General features: G+C 61.7%; 17 protein-coding genes and 1 tRNA gene. 10 read left to right on the forward strand and 8 right to left on the reverse strand.

Annotation, left to right across the window (positions count from 1 at the left end; translation table 11 throughout):
- Nucleotides 1–9: 9 nt before the first annotated feature.
- Together glmS and glmU are read right to left on the reverse strand one after the other, a co-directional pair.
- Nucleotides 10–1,827, reverse strand: a complete 1,818-nt coding sequence (glmS, locus tag PAE61_RS03465) for a glutamine--fructose-6-phosphate transaminase (isomerizing) (protein ID WP_271114031.1) — start codon at nt 1,825–1,827, stop codon at nt 10–12.
- A gap of 4 nt (nt 1,828–1,831) precedes the next feature.
- Nucleotides 1,832–3,193 (reverse strand): bifunctional UDP-N-acetylglucosamine diphosphorylase/glucosamine-1-phosphate N-acetyltransferase GlmU, encoded by a 1,362-nt coding sequence (glmU, locus tag PAE61_RS03470; RefSeq protein WP_271114032.1) that lies wholly within the window; start codon nt 3,191–3,193, stop codon nt 1,832–1,834.
- Between the two features lie 105 nt (nt 3,194–3,298).
- Here glmU and PAE61_RS03475 point away from each other — a divergent pair, with 105 nt between their 5' ends.
- A complete protein-coding gene (locus PAE61_RS03475) occupies nt 3,299–3,970 on the forward strand; it encodes an HAD-IA family hydrolase (RefSeq protein ID WP_271114033.1) in 672 nt (223 codons plus the stop codon).
- 39 nt (nt 3,971–4,009) lie between these two features.
- Here the strand turns inward: PAE61_RS03475 and PAE61_RS03480 are convergent, their stop codons facing one another.
- From PAE61_RS03480 to tsaD, 5 genes are read right to left on the reverse strand one after another with little or no spacing between them, the layout of a single operon-like run.
- Nucleotides 4,010–4,426 carry an EVE domain-containing protein gene (locus PAE61_RS03480; protein WP_271114034.1) on the reverse strand — a complete coding sequence of 139 codons (417 nt, stop codon included), beginning with the start codon at nt 4,424–4,426 and terminating at the stop codon, nt 4,010–4,012.
- The gene (locus PAE61_RS03485) at nt 4,426–4,698 is read right to left on the reverse strand and encodes a YciI family protein (protein ID WP_271114035.1); all 273 of its coding nucleotides are present in this window, start codon (nt 4,696–4,698) and stop codon (nt 4,426–4,428) included. The genes PAE61_RS03480 and PAE61_RS03485 overlap by 1 nt, the downstream gene beginning before the upstream one ends.
- Nucleotides 4,698–5,630, reverse strand: coding sequence for an NAD(P)H-dependent glycerol-3-phosphate dehydrogenase (locus tag PAE61_RS03490; RefSeq protein ID WP_271114036.1), 933 nt, complete (start codon nt 5,628–5,630; stop codon nt 4,698–4,700). Before PAE61_RS03490 ends, PAE61_RS03485 begins: the two co-directional genes overlap by 1 nt.
- Nucleotides 5,627–5,932 carry a hypothetical protein gene (locus PAE61_RS03495; protein WP_271114037.1) on the reverse strand — a complete coding sequence of 102 codons (306 nt, stop codon included), beginning with the start codon at nt 5,930–5,932 and terminating at the stop codon, nt 5,627–5,629. Before PAE61_RS03495 ends, PAE61_RS03490 begins: the two co-directional genes overlap by 4 nt.
- On the reverse strand, nt 5,929–6,993 hold the full coding sequence (gene tsaD / locus PAE61_RS03500) for a tRNA (adenosine(37)-N6)-threonylcarbamoyltransferase complex transferase subunit TsaD (protein ID WP_271114038.1): 1,065 nt from the start codon (nt 6,991–6,993) through the stop codon (nt 5,929–5,931). Before tsaD ends, PAE61_RS03495 begins: the two co-directional genes overlap by 4 nt.
- A 61-nt stretch (nt 6,994–7,054) precedes the next feature.
- Between tsaD and PAE61_RS03505 the strand changes: the two genes are divergently transcribed.
- From PAE61_RS03505 to hflX, 9 genes are all read left to right on the forward strand, one after another.
- Nucleotides 7,055–7,744 carry a uroporphyrinogen-III synthase gene (locus PAE61_RS03505; protein ID WP_271114039.1) on the forward strand — a complete coding sequence of 230 codons (690 nt, stop codon included), beginning with the start codon at nt 7,055–7,057 and terminating at the stop codon, nt 7,742–7,744.
- Between the two features lie 59 nt (nt 7,745–7,803).
- On the forward strand, nt 7,804–9,324 hold the full coding sequence (locus tag PAE61_RS03510) for a mitofilin family membrane protein (RefSeq protein WP_271114040.1): 1,521 nt from the start codon (nt 7,804–7,806) through the stop codon (nt 9,322–9,324).
- Between the two features lie 10 nt (nt 9,325–9,334).
- Nucleotides 9,335–11,194, forward strand: coding sequence for a heme biosynthesis protein HemY (locus PAE61_RS03515; RefSeq protein WP_271114041.1), 1,860 nt, complete (start codon nt 9,335–9,337; stop codon nt 11,192–11,194).
- 75 nt (nt 11,195–11,269) lie between these two features.
- Nucleotides 11,270–11,345, forward strand: a tRNA-Thr gene (locus PAE61_RS03520).
- 154 nt (nt 11,346–11,499) lie between these two features.
- Nucleotides 11,500–11,988 (forward strand): RrF2 family transcriptional regulator, encoded by a 489-nt coding sequence (locus PAE61_RS03525; protein ID WP_271114042.1) that lies wholly within the window; start codon nt 11,500–11,502, stop codon nt 11,986–11,988.
- 291 nt (nt 11,989–12,279) lie between these two features.
- Nucleotides 12,280–13,659: a Trk system potassium transporter TrkA gene (trkA, locus tag PAE61_RS03530; RefSeq protein ID WP_271114043.1), complete on the forward strand. Its 1,380-nt coding sequence runs from the start codon at nt 12,280–12,282 to the stop codon at nt 13,657–13,659.
- Nucleotides 13,659–15,287 carry a potassium transporter TrkG gene (locus PAE61_RS03535; RefSeq protein WP_271114044.1) on the forward strand — a complete coding sequence of 543 codons (1,629 nt, stop codon included), beginning with the start codon at nt 13,659–13,661 and terminating at the stop codon, nt 15,285–15,287. Before trkA ends, PAE61_RS03535 begins: the two co-directional genes overlap by 1 nt.
- 102 nt (nt 15,288–15,389) lie before the next feature.
- Nucleotides 15,390–15,623 (forward strand): RNA chaperone Hfq, encoded by a 234-nt coding sequence (gene hfq, locus PAE61_RS03540; RefSeq protein WP_271114045.1) that lies wholly within the window; start codon nt 15,390–15,392, stop codon nt 15,621–15,623.
- Nucleotides 15,624–16,922 (forward strand): GTPase HflX, encoded by a 1,299-nt coding sequence (gene hflX, locus PAE61_RS03545; RefSeq protein ID WP_271114046.1) that lies wholly within the window; start codon nt 15,624–15,626, stop codon nt 16,920–16,922. It begins immediately after the preceding gene.
- A gap of 598 nt (nt 16,923–17,520) precedes the next feature.
- Here the strand turns inward: hflX and radC are convergent.
- Nucleotides 17,521–18,294, reverse strand: a complete 774-nt coding sequence (gene radC / locus PAE61_RS03550) for a RadC family protein (protein ID WP_271114047.1) — start codon at nt 18,292–18,294, stop codon at nt 17,521–17,523.
- Nucleotides 18,295–18,351 lie beyond the last annotated feature (57 nt).

Genomic DNA, 18,351 nt, shown 5'->3' on the forward strand with positions numbered 1-18,351 from the left:
GGGCTTCGGTTACTCGACTGTCACCGATTTGGCGAGGTTTCGCGGCTGATCCACATCGGTGCCTTTTGCTACAGCGGTGTAATAGGCCAGATATTGCATCGGCACGGCATATATGATCGGCGCAAAGATGCCTCCGCCGGATGGCATGGTCAACGAGGCATAAACGCCGTCGCCGCCTTCTCTGATCCCTTCGCTGTCCGAGACCAGAATGACCTGACCGTGACGCGCCATGACTTCCTGCATGTTCGAAACCGTCTTTTCGAAAAGCGCATCGCGCGGGGCGACCACGACAACCGGCATATGCTGATCGATCAGGGCAATCGGTCCATGCTTCAGCTCTCCGGAAGCATAGCCCTCTGCATGGATATAGCTGAGTTCCTTCAGCTTCAGCGCCCCCTCAAGCGCAACCGGGTAAAGCGGGCCGCGACCGAGGAACAGCACATCCTGAAACTCCGACAGCCAGCCCGAGAGGTGCCTGCATTCTTCGGCAGTGGTCAGCGCCTGATTGACAAGGGCAGGGACAGAACGCAGATCGTCCAGATGCCGGGCCAGTTCCGCATCGCTCAGTCGGCCCCGATCCTGCGCGGCTTTCAGCGCCAGAACCGCCAGAACGGCAAGCTGACAGGTGAAGGCTTTCGACGAGGCGACGCAGACCTCGATCCCGGCCAGGGTCGGCAGGGCGATATCGGTATCACGCGCGATGGCCGAGGTGCCGACATTGACGACGCCGACAGTCTTTGCGACCTTGCCGCGAGCATAGTGGAGTGCTGCAAGCGTATCTGCGGTTTCGCCCGACTGGCTGACGAAAATCCCCCAGCTCCGGTCGGAAAGCGGTGGCTCGCGATACCGGAACTCAGAGGCGACATCGACATCGCAGGGCAGACCGGCAAGCTTCTCGAACCAGTATTTCGCCACATATCCGGCCAGATAGGCCGTCCCGCAGGCCACAATGGTCAGGCGGTCCACCTGAGAGAAATCCATTCCCTCGGGCAGAACGATGCGGTCATTCCTGATATAATGGTTCAGCACATCGCCCAGAACGGCAGGCTGCTGCGCGATTTCCTTGGCCATGAAGTGACGATAGCCGCCCTTGTCGATGACCGTGGCGCCGACATCTATCGTGGCGATCTCGCGATTGACCTGCCGGTTCGCGCTGTCGAAGATCTGGACGGAACTCCGCGTCAGAACGGCGTGATCGCCGTCTTCAAGATAGCTGACCCGGTCGGTGAACGGCGACAGCGCAATCGCGTCAGAGCCGATGAACATCTCATCATCGCCATGACCGACAGCCAGCGGGCTGCCTTGACGCGCGGCGATCATCAGGTCGCCTTCACCGTCAAACAGAAAGGCAAGTGCAAACGCTCCTTGTAGCCGGTTGAGCGTAGCGCGGGCGGCCTCAAGCGGGGACATGCCCTGATCGAGATGGCTTGCCGTCAGCATTGCCACGACCTCGGTATCGGTGTCGCTTTCGGCGATGTAACCGCTGCCGGACAGTTCTTCGCGCAATTCGCGGAAATTCTCGATAATGCCGTTATGGACCACGGCAACCTTGCCGCGCTGATGCGGGTGGGCATTCTCTTCGGTGGCTGCGCCGTGAGTGGCCCATCTTGTGTGGCCGATGCCCGAGCGCCCGGACAGCGGCTCATTGACCAGCCGGTCGGAAAGATTGACCAGCTTGCCGACGGCGCGGCGGCGGCGCAGATCGCCCCCGGCATCGATGGTCGCGACGCCCGCGCTGTCATAGCCGCGATATTCGAGCCGTTTCAGCGCCTCGACAAGCTGCGGCGCGACCTGATGCTGCCCGAGAATACCGATTATGCCACACATCGCGTCAGCCTTTTTTCGCTTTCTGCTCGCGCAGCGCCTGCATGATCCGGCGAGCAAGGCCGGGCTTGACCACCTGACGCGCCCGGCCAAGACCAAGCGCATCCGCCGGAACATCCTGCGTGATGACCGATCCCGATCCCGTCATCGCGTTATCCCCGATACTGACCGGCGCGACCAGCATCGTATCCGAGCCGATGAAGCTGTTCCGCCCGATCTCGGTCCGGTGCTTCATCACGCCGTCATAATTGCAGGTCACCGTTCCCGCGCCGATATTCGTATGCTCACCGATATGCGCGTCGCCCAGATAGGTCAGATGACCGACCTTGACGCCCTCATCCAGCACGCTGTTCTTGATCTCGACGAAATTTCCGACATGGACATCGCCGCCCAGTTCGGCCCCCGGACGCAGCCTTGCAAAAGGTCCGACCGTGGCGCCCGTCGAGACATGGCAGCCCTCAAGATGGCTGAAACCCAGCACCTCGGCACCGCTTTCGATGGTAACGCCCGGGCCGAAGACCACATTCGGGCCGATAATCGCATCGCGTCCGATATGCGTATCCAGAGCGAACCAGACAGTTTCAGGGACTGTCAGGGTCACGCCATCCTCAAGCGCCTGGCTGCGGCGGGAAGTCTGGAAAATGGCTTCGGCGCGAGCAAGCTCTGCGCGGCTGTTCACGCCAAGCGTTTCATCCTCATGGCAGGTCACGACGGAAGCACGATGACCGGCTTCGCGTGCCATTCCGGGAATATCGGTCAGATAATATTCGCCTGACGCGTTGTCATTTCCGAGCGCCCCGATAAAGCGCCGCAGCAATCCGGCATCCGCCGCCATGACGCCGGAATTACACAGCCGGATGGCGCGGGTGGTTTCGTCCGCGTCCTTATACTCGACGATCTTCTGAAGTGTCCCGTCATCTCCCGTGACCAGCCGGCCATAGCGGCCCGGATCGGCGGCCTCGAAACCCAGCACGACGACATCTGCGTCATGGCTTGCCAGTCCTGCGAGAGTGGCTTCGCTGATGAAGGGTGTGTCGCCATACAGCACGATGACGCGGCCATTGAAACCGTCCAGCAATGGCAGAGCCTGCGCGACAGCGTGACCCGTTCCAAGCTGTTCGGTCTGCAGGGCTATCTTCGCCTCGGGATCCAGCTTGCCGACGGCTTTCGTCACCGCTTCGGCGCCATGCCCGGCGACGACGATCATCTGAGCCGGATCAAGGCTCCGTGCGGCAGCAAGCGCATGCCCGACCATCGGCACCGCACCGACCTTGTGCAGAACTTTCGGCAGGTCAGATTTCATCCGGCTGCCCTGACCGGCCGCGAGGATAATCACGGCGATCTCGCCTTTTTCATGCTGTGCCGACATACTGCCCGTATTCTGTTCTGTTTCTTTTCACCTCGCGGTCTAGCCTCAGTCAGGGTATTGCCGCAAGCACCCGCAGCATCACAGCTTCTGACGAAAGGTTACAAAATGGCTGGTACGGTGGTTTTCGATCTGGACGGAACGCTTGCGGATACTGCCGGGGATCTGATCGGCGCGGCAAATGCCGTTCTGCAAAGGCGCGGGCTGACCGGGCTGGACCCGGTTGCGGATGCGGCAATCGCTTTTTCCGGCGGGCGGGCGATGCTCCGGGCAGGTTATGCGCGGGTAGGCTCGGGAACGCTGATCCCGCCGGGTGCCGAGGATGAGGACTTTCCGCAATTGCTGGAGGCCTATGATGCCGCGATTGCTGTACATACCCGGCTTTACCCCGGCGTTCAGGATGCTCTGACGGCGCTTTCCCGTGACGGGCACAGGCTGGCCGTCTGCACGAACAAGCCCGAGGCGCTTGCCGAAAAGCTGTTGCGGGTGCTTGGGGTGCGGGATGCGTTTGCCTCACTGATCGGTGCGGATACGCTGCCCGTGCGCAAGCCGGACCCACAGCCTTACAGGCGGGCTGTCGAGCTTGCGGGCGGAGAGGTCGTAAATTCGTTTCTTCTGGGAGACACCTCGACCGATCTGCAAACCGCTGCGGCGGCACAGGTGAAGATCGCCCTCGTCGCCTTCGGTCCCGAGGGGCCGGGGATTTCCTGTCTGAAGCCTGACGCCATTCTGGAACATTTCGAGGACTTGCCGACCCTCGCGCGGCAATGGCTCGGCTGAAAAATCAGGTCGCGCCCGGTATCGCCGTGATCAGCCCCGTCAGCTCAGCCCGCCCAACTCCATCAGCACCGCCCATTCCTCATCGGAAACCGGCTGAACCGAGAGGCGGGAGTTATTGACCAGCACCATATCTTTCAGTCGTGGCTCTTCCTTCGCCTGATCCAGCGAGACGGTTTGCTTCAGCTTCTCGACCGCTTTGATATCGACGCATTCCCATTTCGGATCATCCGCAGTCGAATCGGGATGCGCTTCGGCGATGACCTCGACAATGCCGACGCATTCCTTGCCGATATTGGAATGATAAAGCACGCCGCGATCGCCCTTTTTCATGGCCCGCATATTGTTGCGGGCCTGATAGTTGCGCACACCGTCCCATTCTTCTCCGTCCGCGCCCTTTGCGACAAGATCGTCCCAGCCGAAGACATTGGGTTCGGATTTGAACAGCCAATAGGGCATCAGCCGATCACCTTCTTCCATTCCCGGATGGAGACGCTGTCGAACAGCCCGGCGCGGGCATAGGGGTCGCCTTCGGCCCATGCCTCTGCCGCCGCAAGATCCGGGGCGTCCAGAATCACCAGTGATCCCGCCATATTGCCATCCTCCAGCAGGGGACCGGCCATGAACACGATACCGGTCTGCTCGATATAATCGAGATGGGCGGGCCGGTTTTCCTGTCTTAGGGGAAGGCCCCCATCCTTGTCTTTGCAGATAACGGCGAAATAGGGCATCATTCCTCCTTGAGCGGACGTCTCAGCAACTCCAATACGCTATCTGCCACGCTGGCGCGGCCCTCTGCAAGCGCGGCAACGGCATCGGCGATGGGAGTCGCGATGCCGCGTCCTGCGGCGATGGCGCTGACGGCTTGCGCGGTCTTGGCGCCCTCGACGGTGACGGTTTCGTCGAATGTTTCTCCGGCACCCAAAGCGTAGCCATAGCGGAAATTGCGCGACAGGCCGGATGTTGCTGTCAGAACCAGATCGCCCAGACCTGACAGCCCGGCCAGAGTTTCGGCGCGTGCACCCATATCGGTTGCCAGCCGCGTCATCTCGGCAAAGCCACGCGTGATCAGTGCCGCGCGGGCGCTGTCGCCGAAACCTGCGCCGATGGAAACGCCTGCGGCAATGGCGATCACGTTTTTCAATGCGCCGCCCAATTCGGCGCCGCGCAGATCGTCGGTCCGGTAGAGGCGAAGCGAGGGGGTAGATAGCAGATGCTGCAATGCGACCGCGCCCTCATCCGCGCAGGCCAGAGTCAGCGCTGTGGGTAGGCCTCTTGCGATATCGGCGGCGAAGCTTGGTCCGGTCAGCGTGGCGACAGAAGCGTCGGGGCAGGATTTCAGGATCAGCCCCGAGGGCGACTCGGCAGTCATCAGGTCGATGCCCTTTGCCGTGCTGACCAGGCGGCGGCCATTCAGAAGCGCCGCGTTTTCGGTCAGAAAGCCGCGCAGGGACTGGGCGGGCAGGGCCAGAACGACCGTGTCCGACAGGGCAGAGGCAAGATCATCCGTCAGCATGACCTGTTCTGGAATCTGTACATCCGGCAGCCGGGGCGACCGGCGATCCTCTGGCAGGCGACGCGACCAGAGCGTGACCTTCTGTGCTTGCGACCAGCTTACCGCCAGGGCAGTTCCGAATGCGCCAGCTCCGAGGATCGTTATCATTCATCGTCTCCGAGCAGATCAATCCCGTGCCTGCGACAGAACCAGATCAGGAACGGGGTTTCCATTGCTGCCATCGTCAGAACTGCGAACCAGAACCAGTTGGTTTCGAACAGGATCAGACTGAAGCGGATTCCATCGCCCGCAAACAGTGCTGCAGCCGTCACGACAGACAGAAGGGTCAGAACCATATCGTTGCGGATCAGTTTTTCCCGCGTCTTTTCGGGCATTGAGGAATTGATCAGCAGATATCCGATCAGAATAATCACTGCATTGATGGTCAGAAGCTTCATCTCGGGGCTCATGCTTTCGCGCCTTTACGGCCCGCACCCAGCATGGGAGCAGCATTTTGATCCAGAGGCCAGCGGGGACGACCGGCAAGGTCCATTCCGTCGCGCTGTCCCAGCCGGAAGGCCTCGATCCCGGCCCATGCAATCATCGCGGCATTATCGGTACAGAGCGGTAATGGAGGGGCAAGGAAACGCGCCCCCGCATTCGCCGCCACCGCTTCCAGCCCTGCGCGGATGGAGGCATTCGCTGCCACGCCGCCAGCGACGGCCAGAACGGGAACGGGGTGTTCCGCCACAGCGCGACGTGTCTTTTCCGTCAGCACCTCGGCGGTCGCCGCCTGAAACCCGGCGCAGAGATCGGCCCGGTCCTGCCGCGTCAGGCCTCCTTGCGCCGGGACAAGCTCATCCCGGACCCGGAGCACCGCCGTTTTCAGGCCCGAGAAAGACATATCCAGACCGGCCCGGTCCAGAAGGGGACGGGGCAGGGCGAAACGTGCCGGATCGCCCGAGGCGGCCTCTTTTTCGACGGAAGGGCCGCCCGGCTGTGCCAGTCCAAGCAATTTGGCGACCTTGTCGAAGGCCTCTCCGGGGGCGTCGTCAATCGTGCCGCCGAGGCGGCGGAAACGATCCGGCCTGTCAACTCTCAGGAACTGGCAATGTCCCCCCGAGACCAGCAGCATCAGATAGGGAAAGGCGATATTGTCGGTCAGGCGCGGTGTCAGAGCATGTCCCGCAAGGTGGTTCACCCCGACCAGAGGCAGGCCCGACCCTGCAGCGATCCCCTTTGCCATCATCACCCCCGCCATCACCCCGCCGATCAGACCCGGCCCGGCGGTGACCGCGACGCCATCCAGATCGGACAGGCTCAGCCCGGATGTCGCCAAGGCGTCCTCGACGCAGAGATCCAGCTTCTCGGCATGAGCGCGGGCGGCGATTTCCGGGACAACACCGCCGAAATTCGCATGCAGCTCGGTCTGACCGGCGACCACGGATGAGAGGATCTGGCCGTCTTCCCGCACCACCGCAGCTGCCGTGTCGTCACAGCTGCTTTCAATGCCGAGAAAGGTCAGTGTCATGGGCGCTGTCCGTTGATAAGTAGGGTCAGCACTCAGATAACCGTCAGGATGCGATGCTGCAATGACCGAGCCTGTTTGCCTGCTGACTCGCCCGCAGGCCCAATCCGAAGATTTTGCCGCGGGGCTTGCGGGTATCGACTATCTGATTTCCCCGATCCTGAAGATCGTACCGCTTCCCTTTGACAGCACAGCCATTGCCGAAGCTCCAGGTCTGGTTTTCACCTCGGCCAATGCGGTGGCGTTTGCCGGTCCGGGACAGGGCCGCTTGGCGCTTTGCGTGGGACCTCAGACCGGAGAGGCGGCGCGGCAAGCGGGGTTTGAGGTGACGACGGGACCGGGCGATGCCGAGGGGCTGATGCCGCTTCTGGATATACGGCGCGACTGGCTGCATCTGCATGGACGGCATCTGGCCCGCGAGTTGCCGCTTGCCGGGATCGAGGTTTATGACCAGCAGGCTCTGCCGCTGAACGCCGCTGCTGACGCGGCGCTTGCCGGATCGCGCCCGGTGATCCTGCCTCTGTTCTCCCGGCGCAGCGCGGGAATACTGTCGGATGCCGTGCGCGATGCACGGGCGGCGATCGGGATCGTCGCGATCAGCGAGGCGGTGGAAAGCGCCTATTCCGGGCCTGCCGATGCGCGTATCGTGGCCGCTCAGCCGGATCGTGCGGGGATGGTTGCGACGATAAGGATGCTCTCGCAAACGGAACGAAGCCGTCCGACGTGGGTTGAGGCGGAAAGGGGCGCTCGTTAGACTGCCGTTAATGCGGTCCGGTAACCGCGCCGACCGCAAGATATTCAGGGGGATAAGACGTGGCGACGTCCGACAAGTCCAGCAAGTCTGCCAATCAGAACAAATCCGGCACCGATACGGGAAATGATAAGAAACCAGCGACCTCTCCGGTGGTGCCCTCTCAGGAAGTAGAGGCCGGTAAAACCGTCGTGTCGCGGATACCGCCCTCGCAACCCATCGATTCGGGCCTTGTTGGCGAGTCCGACAGCGGAATCGCGGCAGCCGAACCGAAATTCCCGGCATCCCGTGCAAAAGCCGATACCCCGGACCCGGCGAACGCGGCGCAGAAAACCGGGGCTGAAACGGCATCCGCTGAACCTTCGGGTTCGGTGCCTTCGGTTCCGGCGCGGAAACCGGATGATGCGAAGGTGACGAGTTCTGCCCCTCCTCGCGATACGCAGCCTGTTCAGGTGAAGAAAACCGGCTTCTGGCCGACCGCATTTGGCGGTGTCGTTGCTGCGGGGCTTGGTGCGGCTGCAGCGATTTACGCATTGCCCTATATCAACCCTCCGGCCGAGCCAGCCCCCGCATTCGATGCCGATGCGGTTCAGTCCGAGGCTGTCGCCGCCGCAACCGAGGCAACACGGAACGAGGTCGGCGCCATTCGCGAAGATGCGGTAACAGCCGCGACCGACGCAGGACGTGAGGCCGGTGCCGAAGCTGCCCTGCAGGCGATGACGGAAATGTCGCAGGGCGCGGATACCACAGCCGAGGTTCAGGCGGCGATTCAGTCGCAGGAAGAACGGCTTGCGGCGCTTGAGGCCGTGGCGCATGAACAGCCTGCCGTCGCGGTGACGCCAACACCGGAAAGCCAGACGGGTGCCGCTGAGGATCAGCCCGACCTCGCAGCAGAGATCGCGTCGCTGCGTCAGCAAATCGACGCGCAGCAGCAGACCATCGCCGAATTATCGGCGCGTCCGCAGGTCGATCCGGAGGCCGTTGAGCGCGTCCAGTCCCTTGCCGCGAATGCCGAACAGATCCGGTCCGAGATCGAGGCCGCCGCGACTCAGGCGCAGGAAAGCCTGTCCTCGGTCCAGAGCGAGGCCGATGCAGCGATGCAGCGTGCTCAGGCGGTTGCTTCTGTCGCGGCATTGGGTGCTGCGCTTGAACGCGGCGGATCGCCGGATGAGGCGGTCAGGCAGCTTGAGGAATCGGGCGTCGAGGTTCCCGAACCGCTGGCGCAAGAGGATTTGCCGACTCTGGTACAGATACAGATGGGCTATGACGCGGTGGCGCGGGACGCATTGAAGGCCTCTTTGCAGGAAGGCGGAAATAATGACGGCGCACTCAGTGCCGTCGGTAATTTCCTGCGCGTCCTGACCGGCGCACGTTCCGTACAGCCGCGCGAGGGGACCGATCCCGATGCCATTCTGTCCAGAAGCGGCGCTCTGGTCGAACAGGGCGATCTGCCCGCCGCACTTGAAGAACTGAACGCGCTGCCGCAGGCTGGCCGGGACGCGATGTCCGACTGGATCGGACAGGTCGAAGCCTATCTTGCCGCCGAAAATGCGCTGAACGATGTCGCGCAGTCGCTGAACTGAGGATTGAACCATGCTGCTGTCACTTCTTAAGATCCTCGTGTTCTTCGCCGCCATTCTGGCGATTGCGATCGGGCTGAACACCTTGTCGGCGACCTCGGAAGGGGTTCGGATCGTTCTGAACGGGACGGAATACACGCTTGGCCCTATTCAGGCGGTCGTGGCGCTTCTGGTGCTGATGGTCGCAGCATGGGCGATCATCAAGCTGTTGGGGATCGCCTGGGCGTTCCTGCGCTTCATCATGGGCGATGAAACCGCGATCAACCGCTATTTTGCCCGGTCCCGCCGCGAAAAGGGCTATGAGGCGCTGTCGCAGGGTCTGCTTGCCGTCGCCGCAGGAGAGGGCAAGCAGGCACAGGAACAGGCGGCGCGTGCCGCCAAATATCTGGATGATCCCCGTGCGACGCGCCTTCTGGCCGCTCAGGCTGCCGAGGTGGCGGGCGATGAATCCCGCGCCGAGACGGTGTATCGCGAGATGCTGGAGGATGACCGCACCCGTTTCGTCGGGATGCGCGGATTGCTGAAGCAGAAACTGAGCGCGGGCGACACGCATACCGCCTTGCAGCTTGCGCAGAAGGCCTATGCGCTGCGTCCCCGCAATAATGAGATGCAGAACACTCTGCTGGAGCTTTCGACCAAAGAGCGTGACTGGAAAGGTGCCCGCAGCGTCCTCAAGGAAAAGCGCAAACAGGGTGAGCTGCCGCAGGATGTCCATATCCGCCGCGATGCCGTTCTCGCCTTGCAAGAGGCGCGTGATGTGCTGTCGCAAGGTGCTTCGATTTCGGCGCGTGAGGCGGCGATCTCTGCCGCGAAAGCCTCGCCCGATCTGATCCCCGCCGTGGTTCTGGCCGCGCGTTCCTATGTCGCGCAGAAGGACCCGCGCAATGCCGAGCGCCTGCTTGAGAAAGCCTGGGGGGTGAATCCGCACCCGGATCTTGCGGCGACCTATGCAGAAATCAGGCCGGATGAGACGCCGAATCAACGTCTGCGCCGGTTTGAAAGCCTGATGAAGCGCAAACCGGATCATGAGGAAACCCGGCTGCTGCGTGCGGAATTGCTTCTGACAAACGAAGATTTCCCCGCCGCCCGCCGCGCCATCGGCGATATCGCGGAAACCCATCCGACGACGCGCAGCCTGTCGATCATGGCCGCCATCGAGAGGGGCGAGGGCGGCGACGATGCCGCTGTTCGCGCATGGCTGGTCAAGGCGGTGAATGCGTCTCGCGGGCCGCAATGGGTCTGCGACAAATGCGAGCATGTCATGGAAGATTGGGCCCCTGTCTGCGAAAATTGCAGCGGCTTCGACACGCTGAGCTGGCGCGAACCAGTCACGAAGCGGTCGGGCAGCTCTGCCACCGGTGCTGAATTGCTGCCGCTGCTGATTGGTCGGCCTGATCACGGTGACAATGCGGATAAGGCCGATGCTTTGACTGGCGAGGTCGTGACGCAGGACGGTGCCGCGAAGCCTGAAGGCAAAAAGGCCGCTGCGTCTGCCACCGTCATTGCGGATGTGGCGCCGGGGATGGTGCCGCGCGAAACCGATTTCGTTGGAGAGCCATCGCGAACCATCACCGACCCGGAGCCTGCGCCCGCTAAAGCCGATGCCCCAATCCCGGCGGATAAGCAGGCTGCGGCAAGCGCCCGGACACCGGACACAGCCGGAAAAGCCGCCGCGCCTCGCGCCGAAAAGCCGAAAGACAGCACCGATGAGATCGTGACCGAGCCGGTGCGCCCGGATGTCGAACCACAGGGTGAGACCTCGTTCCCGCCTTCGCGCAGCACGCAGCATTCGGGCCGGTTGATTCTGGAAGGCGAGGAACCTGTTCGCCCCGATGTCGAACCGATCGATAATGAGCCGGGCAAGCGTCGCTGAGCTTTGTCGGATTGCTGATAAAAGGGTCTTTTCCCCCGTGCCGGAACCTGCTATCCGGCGCGGCACGCAGACGGGGCCGCTGTAGCTCAGCTGGTAGAGCACGTCATTCGTAATGATGGGGTCGGGGGTTCGAGTCCCTTCAGCGGCACCACCTTCTGCGGGAAAGCGGGCAGGCACGTTTCTGATCGCAGCGTCACGAAACGGCCATATAACAAATTTACATTTTCGCTATTGATTCATGTCAATGCCGCAGGTCCCGCAACCTGTCATCTGGTTTTCCTGCCCGACCAGCAAGGAGCGCTCAGATGCGTTTGACCGTACGGACCGATCTGGCGATGCGCATATTGATGTATTGTGCCGTGAACGGGGACAGGCTGACCCGATCCGGAGAGGTTGCCGCCGTCTGTAACGCGTCCGCGCATCATATCGCTCAGGTTGTCAACCAGTTGGCAAGCGAAGGATATCTGCGGACCCACCGGGGCCGCTCGGGCGGGGTCGAACTTGCGCGGAGCCCGGACGCGATCACGGTGGGCGAAATATTCGCGCATTTCGAGGCCGAATTGCCGCTGACGGAATGTTTCGATTCCGAAGGCAATACCTGCCCGCTAAGCGATGGCTGCAGGCTTCGCGGAGCCCTGATCAACGCAGTTGCGGCGTTCTATGGCGAGCTTGAAGAGATTACGCTGGCAGAGCTGGTTGCCGAGAATATGGACCTTGAAACAGCGTTTTCCGCAGGCGGTTGCGGGGCATTTCGCCGGGGACAGAGCGGTCCAGCTATTCCCGCGAATATCTGAGCGCGAAGCGGAAGTCGCAATAGCGATCTGGCCTGCGTAGAATAAAAATTTCGTTGGGGGGTGCTGCCGACGTTGGAGAGGTTACCCTGCTGTATTACAGCACGGATAATAAGGTGGACCCGTTCATTCCAAACTGCCGGGAACTCATACCGGGATGCACCGCAAGCGACGCGCCGGGATATACCCGGACCGGAGGGCGGAGAGGTGATCACGCCGCAGCCGGTGCGCTGAGGGTTCATTGACCGGTCGGGCCAACGCGCCTAATGCTGGCGCAAAGGCAAAGGGATCGGCATGAAGATCATCATATGCGGGGCGGGACAGGTCGGCTGGCAGATCGCGCGGCATTTGTCGGGCGAGCGCAACGATGTCACCGTCATCGACAATAATGGCGAACTTGTCCGCCGTGCGACGGAATCGCTGGATGTTCAGGGCGTCGAGGGGTTTGCCAGTCATCCCGACGTTCTGGACCGGGCAGGCGCACGCGATGCCGATCTGCTGATCGCGGCGACCTATTCCGATGAGGTGAATATGGTCACCTGTCAGGTCGCGCATTCGGTGTTTCGCGTGCCGCGCAAGATCGCGCGGCTGCGCAGCTCGGCCTATCTGGATGCGATTTATTCGGATCTCTATCGCACCGATCACCTTCCCATCGACGTGGTTATCAGCCCCGAACGCGAGGTCGCCGAGGCGGCGCTTGCCCGGCTGCGTGCGCCCTCGACCTTCGAGGCAGAGGATTTTCTGGACGGCAGGGTCCGGCTGCTGGGTCTGGTTCTGGATGATGACTGCCCGGTGCTGAACACGCCTCTGAGGCAGTTGAACGACCTGTTTTCCAGCTTGCGGGCCATCGTGGCGGGTGTCAGGCGCGAAGGGCGTCTGTTCGCGCCCGAGGCGAATGACCAGCTTTTCGAGGGCGACCAGATCTATATTTTCTCGGATCGCGACGATGTCGAACGCACGCTTGAGATTTTCGGCAAGGAAACCATGCGCCCCGAGCGCGTTGTCATTATCGGCGGCGGCAATGTCGGGCTGACCGTGGCGCGGTCTCTGGAAACCGGAAAGCACCGGGTGCGCACCAAGATCATCGAAAGCAATCGCGAACGAGCCGAGGTCGCCGCGGATGTTCTTGAACGCACGATTGTGCTTCACGGCGACGGGCTGTCCTCGGAACTGCTGGAGGAAGCCGCGATCAGCCGGGCCGATGCGGTGCTGACGCTGACCCATGACGACAAGGTCAATATTCTTGCTGCGGTCCGGGCCAAACAGGCGGGGGCAAAGCTGGTGGTCAGCCTTGTGAACGATCCGACGCTGGTGTCACTGATGGCACCGCTGGATATCGACGCCTATATCAACCCGCGCTCGACCACCGTTTCAACGATCCTGCGCCATGTCCGGCATGGCCGTGTGCGCGATATCTATTCCATTGGCGATGCCGAAGCCGAGGTGATCGAGGCACAGATCCTGCCGACCTCGTCCATGTCCGGCAAGATCATCCGCGATATCGACCTGCCCGAGGGTGCGTTGATCGGCATGGTCATGAAGGACGACAACAGGATCGTGAAACCCAACCCCGAAACCCGTATCGAAGAGGGCGACATTGTCTGCATCTTTGCCCTGACCGCCGATGTGCCAGAGGTCGAACGGCTGTTGCAGGTCGCGATTGATTTCTTCTGATGCAGAAGCTGAGCCGCCTGCCATTATTCGTCCTCGTGCTGGGTTTCGCCGGTGCGATGATGATGATCCCCGCCGCGCATGCCGCCGCCAGCGGATTGGGTGATATCGCCGCGAATTTCCTGTTCAGCGGCATATTGCTGATCGTGCTGACGGCGCTTCTGGCGATTGCGGCCTCGGGGATGGCAACGCCGGGACCGCATGGTTTCTCGGTTCTGGCGACGATGCTGGGGGTGTTTGGTGTGTTGCCGCTGGCGCTTGGCATCCCGCTGGCGATGTCGCTGCCCGATACCGGCCTGTTCAACGCCTGGTGGGAAATGGTCAGTTGCGTGACCACGACGGGAGCGACGCTTTATGCGGCTGACATGCTGGCCCCGCCTTTGCATCTCTGGCGGTCTCTGGTGGGATGGATGGGGGGGCTGTTCATTCTGGTCTCGGCCGTGTCCATTCTTGCCCCGCTAAAGGTCGGCGGGTTCGAGATCCTCAGCTCGCCCTATGGCCGCAATGAACGTTTCCAGCCGCTTCCCGAAAGTGCCGGAGGGCGCAGGCAGGCACCCGCCCATCTTGTCGATCCGACCCGAATAGCCACCCCCTCCGCTCGGTCGATCAGCGCATTCATGCAGGTTGGCCCGTATTATGCCGGCCTGACCTTGGTTTTATGGGTTGTCCTGCTGCTTGCCGGCGATCCCGGACTGATTGCTCTGAGCCGAGCGATGGGAACCCTTTCGACATCTGGGATTTCTCCGGTGGCGGGTGCGGTCGGAGGGCATTCGGGCATTATCGGTGAACTCACCGTGTTCCTGTTCCTGATGCTGGCGCTCTCTCGCCGGTTCTGGCCCGGGGGAAACCAGTTGAAGGCCTCGGATTCGCTGTGGACCGATCCGGAAATCCGACTTGGTGCCGGGGTTGTGGTGCTGGTTGCCGCAATCCTCTTTGCCCGACATTTCTTCGCCACGATCGAGCAGGCCACGCAAGGTGCCGATATCACCACCGGGATTGTGATCAGCTTTCAGAATGCGGCTGTCGCGACCTGGGGAGGGTTGTTCAACGCTCTGTCATTCCTGACAACAACCGGATGGAACTCGGTGGACTGGCAGGGTGCGCGCAACTGGTCGGGGCTGGAATCTCCGGGGCTGTTGCTGGCCGGGCTGGCGATCATGGGCGGTGGGGTTGCGACCACCGCGGGCGGGGTCAAGCTGCTGCGCGTCTATGCGCTTGGGCGTCAAAGTCAGCGGGAACTGGAACGCATCGTTCACGCCTCATCGATCAGCGGAGGCGGGCGCATGGACCGCCGGATCCGCGGAGAGGGGGCTTATCTGGCGTTCATCTTCTTCATGCTTTTCGCAATTTCCATTGCCATGACGGTGCTGCTGGTCTCGATCCGGCAGATCGAATTCGAGACAGCTGTCATGCTCTCCGTCTCGGCGCTGACAAATACCGGCCCACTGGCCAACACCATCGCGCTTTCCCCCAGCTTCGAGTCAAGCGCGGGCATTGCCTCTAACCCGTGGGAGGGCTGGTCCGGTCTGGCGGCTCTGCCGAAAACCGTGCTGGCTGGGGCGATGATCGTCGGCAGGCTGGAAACCCTTGCGATTCTTGCCCTGTTTTCACCGGAATTCTGGCGTCGCTGAGTCTCTGTTTCGCCACAGGGACTTGAATGCGAGGCTCTGCCCGCTTGTCATGAAATGATTCGTTTCCTAAATATCGAAAAATAATCAGAACAGGGACCTAACATGGCCGCAGACAGACAAAATCTTCAGGACGCATTCCTGAACCACGTTCGCAAAGCCAAGGTTCCGGTGACGATTTTTCTGATAAACGGCGTCAAACTTCAGGGCGTAATCACCTGGTTTGACAATTTTTGTGTGTTGCTGCGTCGCGACGGTCAATCCCAGCTTGTCTATAAACATGCGATTTCGACCATCATGCCGGGGGCACCGATCAGCCTTTACGAAGGTGACGACTGATTGGCTGACGCCTATACCACCGAACGGGCGCCGACCCGCGCCTATGTGATCCACCCCGAGATTGACGGCGCCAGTGGCAACAGGCGGTCCCCTGAAAATGCGCTGGAAGAGGCGGTTTCGCTGGCCGAAGCGCTGCCCGGAACCGTCATCATTGGCTCTCAGGTGGTGCGGCTGCGGAATCCCTCTCCGGGTCAGCTTTTCTCATCGGGCAAGCTGGAAGAAGTGGCCGGGACGCTGCGGGATAATGAGGCCGAACTTGTTCTGATCGACGGGCCGGTCACGCCGGTTCAGCAGCGCAATCTGGAAAAGGCCTGGGACGTCAAGATCCTCGATCGGACCGGGCTTATTCTGGAGATCTTCGCCGACCGTGCGCGGACCCGTGAAGGTGTGCTTCAGGTCGAACTGGCTGCGCTCAGCTATCAGCGGACGCGGCTGGTGCGGGCATGGACCCATCTGGAACGTCAGCGGGGCGGGTTGGGATTTGTCGGCGGTCCGGGTGAAACCCAGATCGAGGCCGACCGCCGCGCCATCGACGAACAGATGACCCGGCTGCGCCGTCAGCTTGAGCGGGTGGTGAAGACACGCACGCTTCACCGGGCCTCGCGGGCCAAGGTGCCTTATCCGATTGTCGCGCTTGTAGGCTATACCAATGCCGGAAAATCGACCCTGTTCAATCGGTTGACCGGGGCCGAGGTGCTGGCCAAGGACATGCTTTTCGCCACGCTGGATCCGACCATGCGCTCGATCCGACTGCCCGGTGGGCGGCAGGTGATCCTCTCGGATACGGTGGGGTTCATCAGCGATCTGCCGCATGAACTGGTGGCGGCGTTCCGCGCTACGCTGGAAGAGGTGCTGGAGGCGGATCTGATCCTGCATGTGCGCGATATTTCCCATCCCGAGACCGAGGAGCAGGCTGCAGATGTCGCGGAAATCCTTGAATCTCTGGGCGTGGATGAGGATGTCGCGCTGATCGAGGTCTGGAACAAGATCGACGCATTATCCGAGGCAACGCAGACGGCGCTTCGCCGCACCGACAGCCGGACCGAGGGGGTTCAGGCGATCAGTGCGCTGACCGGCGACGGGCTTGACGATCTGCTGGCCGGGATTGAGCACTCGCTGGAAACGGTTCTGTCCGAACCGCGCGAAGCTGCGGAACTGAGGCTGGATTTCAGCGATGGCCGCCGCCGTGCATGGCTGCATGAGGCGGGTGTTGTCGAGCATGAAGAAGCCACTGAAGATGGTCATCGCATCCGGGTGAACTGGACCGCACGTCAGCGTGCTGCTTTCGAGGCGATCTAGGCGCGGCTTCTGCCGGGCGTGCACCGGCTGTACACAGCTTGTACACCGCGCGTGATGACATCCGACAGCCGCCGGACAGCGTTACCGCGCAGGGAAATTCCGCGCGGCGATTATCTTACAAGTTGTTATGACTGTTCAGCAAATCGGCTGCCCGCACTGTCCGGCCGCCCGGCAAGCGGCACAGATCTGCGCGTCGTCCGCCAGAGACATTCGGAATGACCTCACCTCCGCTGCGCTGGCAATACAGAACGGACGGGGTGAGCGGTACGCTGGATGCTCCGCCCTGCTGTGACGAGGATGATCCGCCGCAGGCAGCGAGAAGCAGTGGAAGCAGAAAGAGACCGGGATAACGCACATTGGCTCCTATAGGTTGAGCTAATGGGCAGATATTCCGCCGATGCGCTTCGTGACGCAAGTGCTTTCATGAACCGACAGGCTCCGGCAGGTGGTTGCGCCGAACTTCAGTGCAGCTTGCGGGCCGGAATGATGATGGCTGAAGGAGCGATGGGCAGGGATCGCTTGCCGTGGAGGTGAGGCTTATGGCTTGATGGTTAACGCTGATCCGGCATCGCGCGACCTGCCTGCCCTGTCCGATTTGTCATAATAACCCCTCAGCGCGAAAACTGACCTCGCGACCGGCACCGATGATCAGGTGATCGTGGATGGTGATGCCCATGACCTCGGCCCCGATGCGGATGCGATGTGTCATGTCGATATCGGCATCGGAGGGTGTCGGGTCCCCGGATGGGTGATTATGCACGAGGATCAGCGCCGAGGTCTGTAATTCAAGCGCCCGCCGCAGGATTTCACGCGGATAGACAGGGACGTGATCCACCGTGCCGCGGCCCTGAGCCTCATCCGCGATCAGGATATTCTTGCGGTCGAGGAAGAGGACGCGAAATTCCTCGACCCCTTCATGCGACATGGCGGTATGGCAGTAATCCAGCAGCGCATCCCAGCCAGACAAAACCGGGCGTTGCATCACCTTGCCACGCGCCATGCGATGCGCCGCCGCACGGATGATCTTCAGTTCCGTCACCACAGCAGGGCCGGCCCCTTTCACCGCCGCAATTCGCGCGGGATCTGCCGAAAGGACGCGCGAAAAATCCCCGAAAGTTTCGATCAGCAGCCGCGCCAGAGGTTTGACATCCTGCCGGGGGATGGCGCGGAACAGCACCAGTTCCAGCAATTCGTAATCCGGCATCGACGTCGCGCCGCCTGCCATGAACCGTTCGCGCAGCCGCGCCCGGTGGTCGGCAATATAGGATGGCAGCCTGCCGCCCTGCCGTTCATCCGCTTTCCCGCCTGCCTCATCCCCTTCCGGGGAAAAAAGCGGCATCGGTGCTTCGTGGAATGCCTGATTCGCGCTCATGCAGTGAGACTGGCATGGAAATATTCACCAAAAGTTTAACCTCACAGGAATGCAGGC

The sequence above is a fragment of the Paracoccus aerodenitrificans genome (genome assembly GCF_027913215.1).
Taxonomy (GTDB): domain Bacteria; phylum Pseudomonadota; class Alphaproteobacteria; order Rhodobacterales; family Rhodobacteraceae; genus Paracoccus; species Paracoccus aerodenitrificans.

Coding starts and splice junctions, on each gene's coding strand:
- glmS (WP_271114031.1), bottom strand. CDS start 1,827: ATGTGTGGCATAATCGGTATTCTCGGGCAGCATCAGGTCGCGCCGCAG.
- hfq (WP_271114045.1), top strand. CDS start 15,390: ATGGCCGCAGACAGACAAAATCTTCAGGACGCATTCCTGAACCACGTT.
- PAE61_RS03475 (WP_271114033.1), top strand. CDS start 3,299: ATGGCTGGTACGGTGGTTTTCGATCTGGACGGAACGCTTGCGGATACT.
- PAE61_RS03505 (WP_271114039.1), top strand. CDS start 7,055: ATGACCGAGCCTGTTTGCCTGCTGACTCGCCCGCAGGCCCAATCCGAA.
- glmU (WP_271114032.1), bottom strand. CDS start 3,193: ATGTCGGCACAGCATGAAAAAGGCGAGATCGCCGTGATTATCCTCGCG.
- radC (WP_271114047.1), bottom strand. CDS start 18,294: ATGAGCGCGAATCAGGCATTCCACGAAGCACCGATGCCGCTTTTTTCC.
- PAE61_RS03515 (WP_271114041.1), top strand. CDS start 9,335: ATGCTGCTGTCACTTCTTAAGATCCTCGTGTTCTTCGCCGCCATTCTG.
- PAE61_RS03495 (WP_271114037.1), bottom strand. CDS start 5,932: ATGAGCCCCGAGATGAAGCTTCTGACCATCAATGCAGTGATTATTCTG.
- tsaD (WP_271114038.1), bottom strand. CDS start 6,993: ATGACACTGACCTTTCTCGGCATTGAAAGCAGCTGTGACGACACGGCA.
- PAE61_RS03535 (WP_271114044.1), top strand. CDS start 13,659: ATGCAGAAGCTGAGCCGCCTGCCATTATTCGTCCTCGTGCTGGGTTTC.
- PAE61_RS03480 (WP_271114034.1), bottom strand. CDS start 4,426: ATGCCCTATTGGCTGTTCAAATCCGAACCCAATGTCTTCGGCTGGGAC.
- PAE61_RS03485 (WP_271114035.1), bottom strand. CDS start 4,698: ATGCCCTATTTCGCCGTTATCTGCAAAGACAAGGATGGGGGCCTTCCC.
- trkA (WP_271114043.1), top strand. CDS start 12,280: ATGAAGATCATCATATGCGGGGCGGGACAGGTCGGCTGGCAGATCGCG.
- PAE61_RS03525 (WP_271114042.1), top strand. CDS start 11,500: ATGCGTTTGACCGTACGGACCGATCTGGCGATGCGCATATTGATGTAT.
- PAE61_RS03490 (WP_271114036.1), bottom strand. CDS start 5,630: ATGATAACGATCCTCGGAGCTGGCGCATTCGGAACTGCCCTGGCGGTA.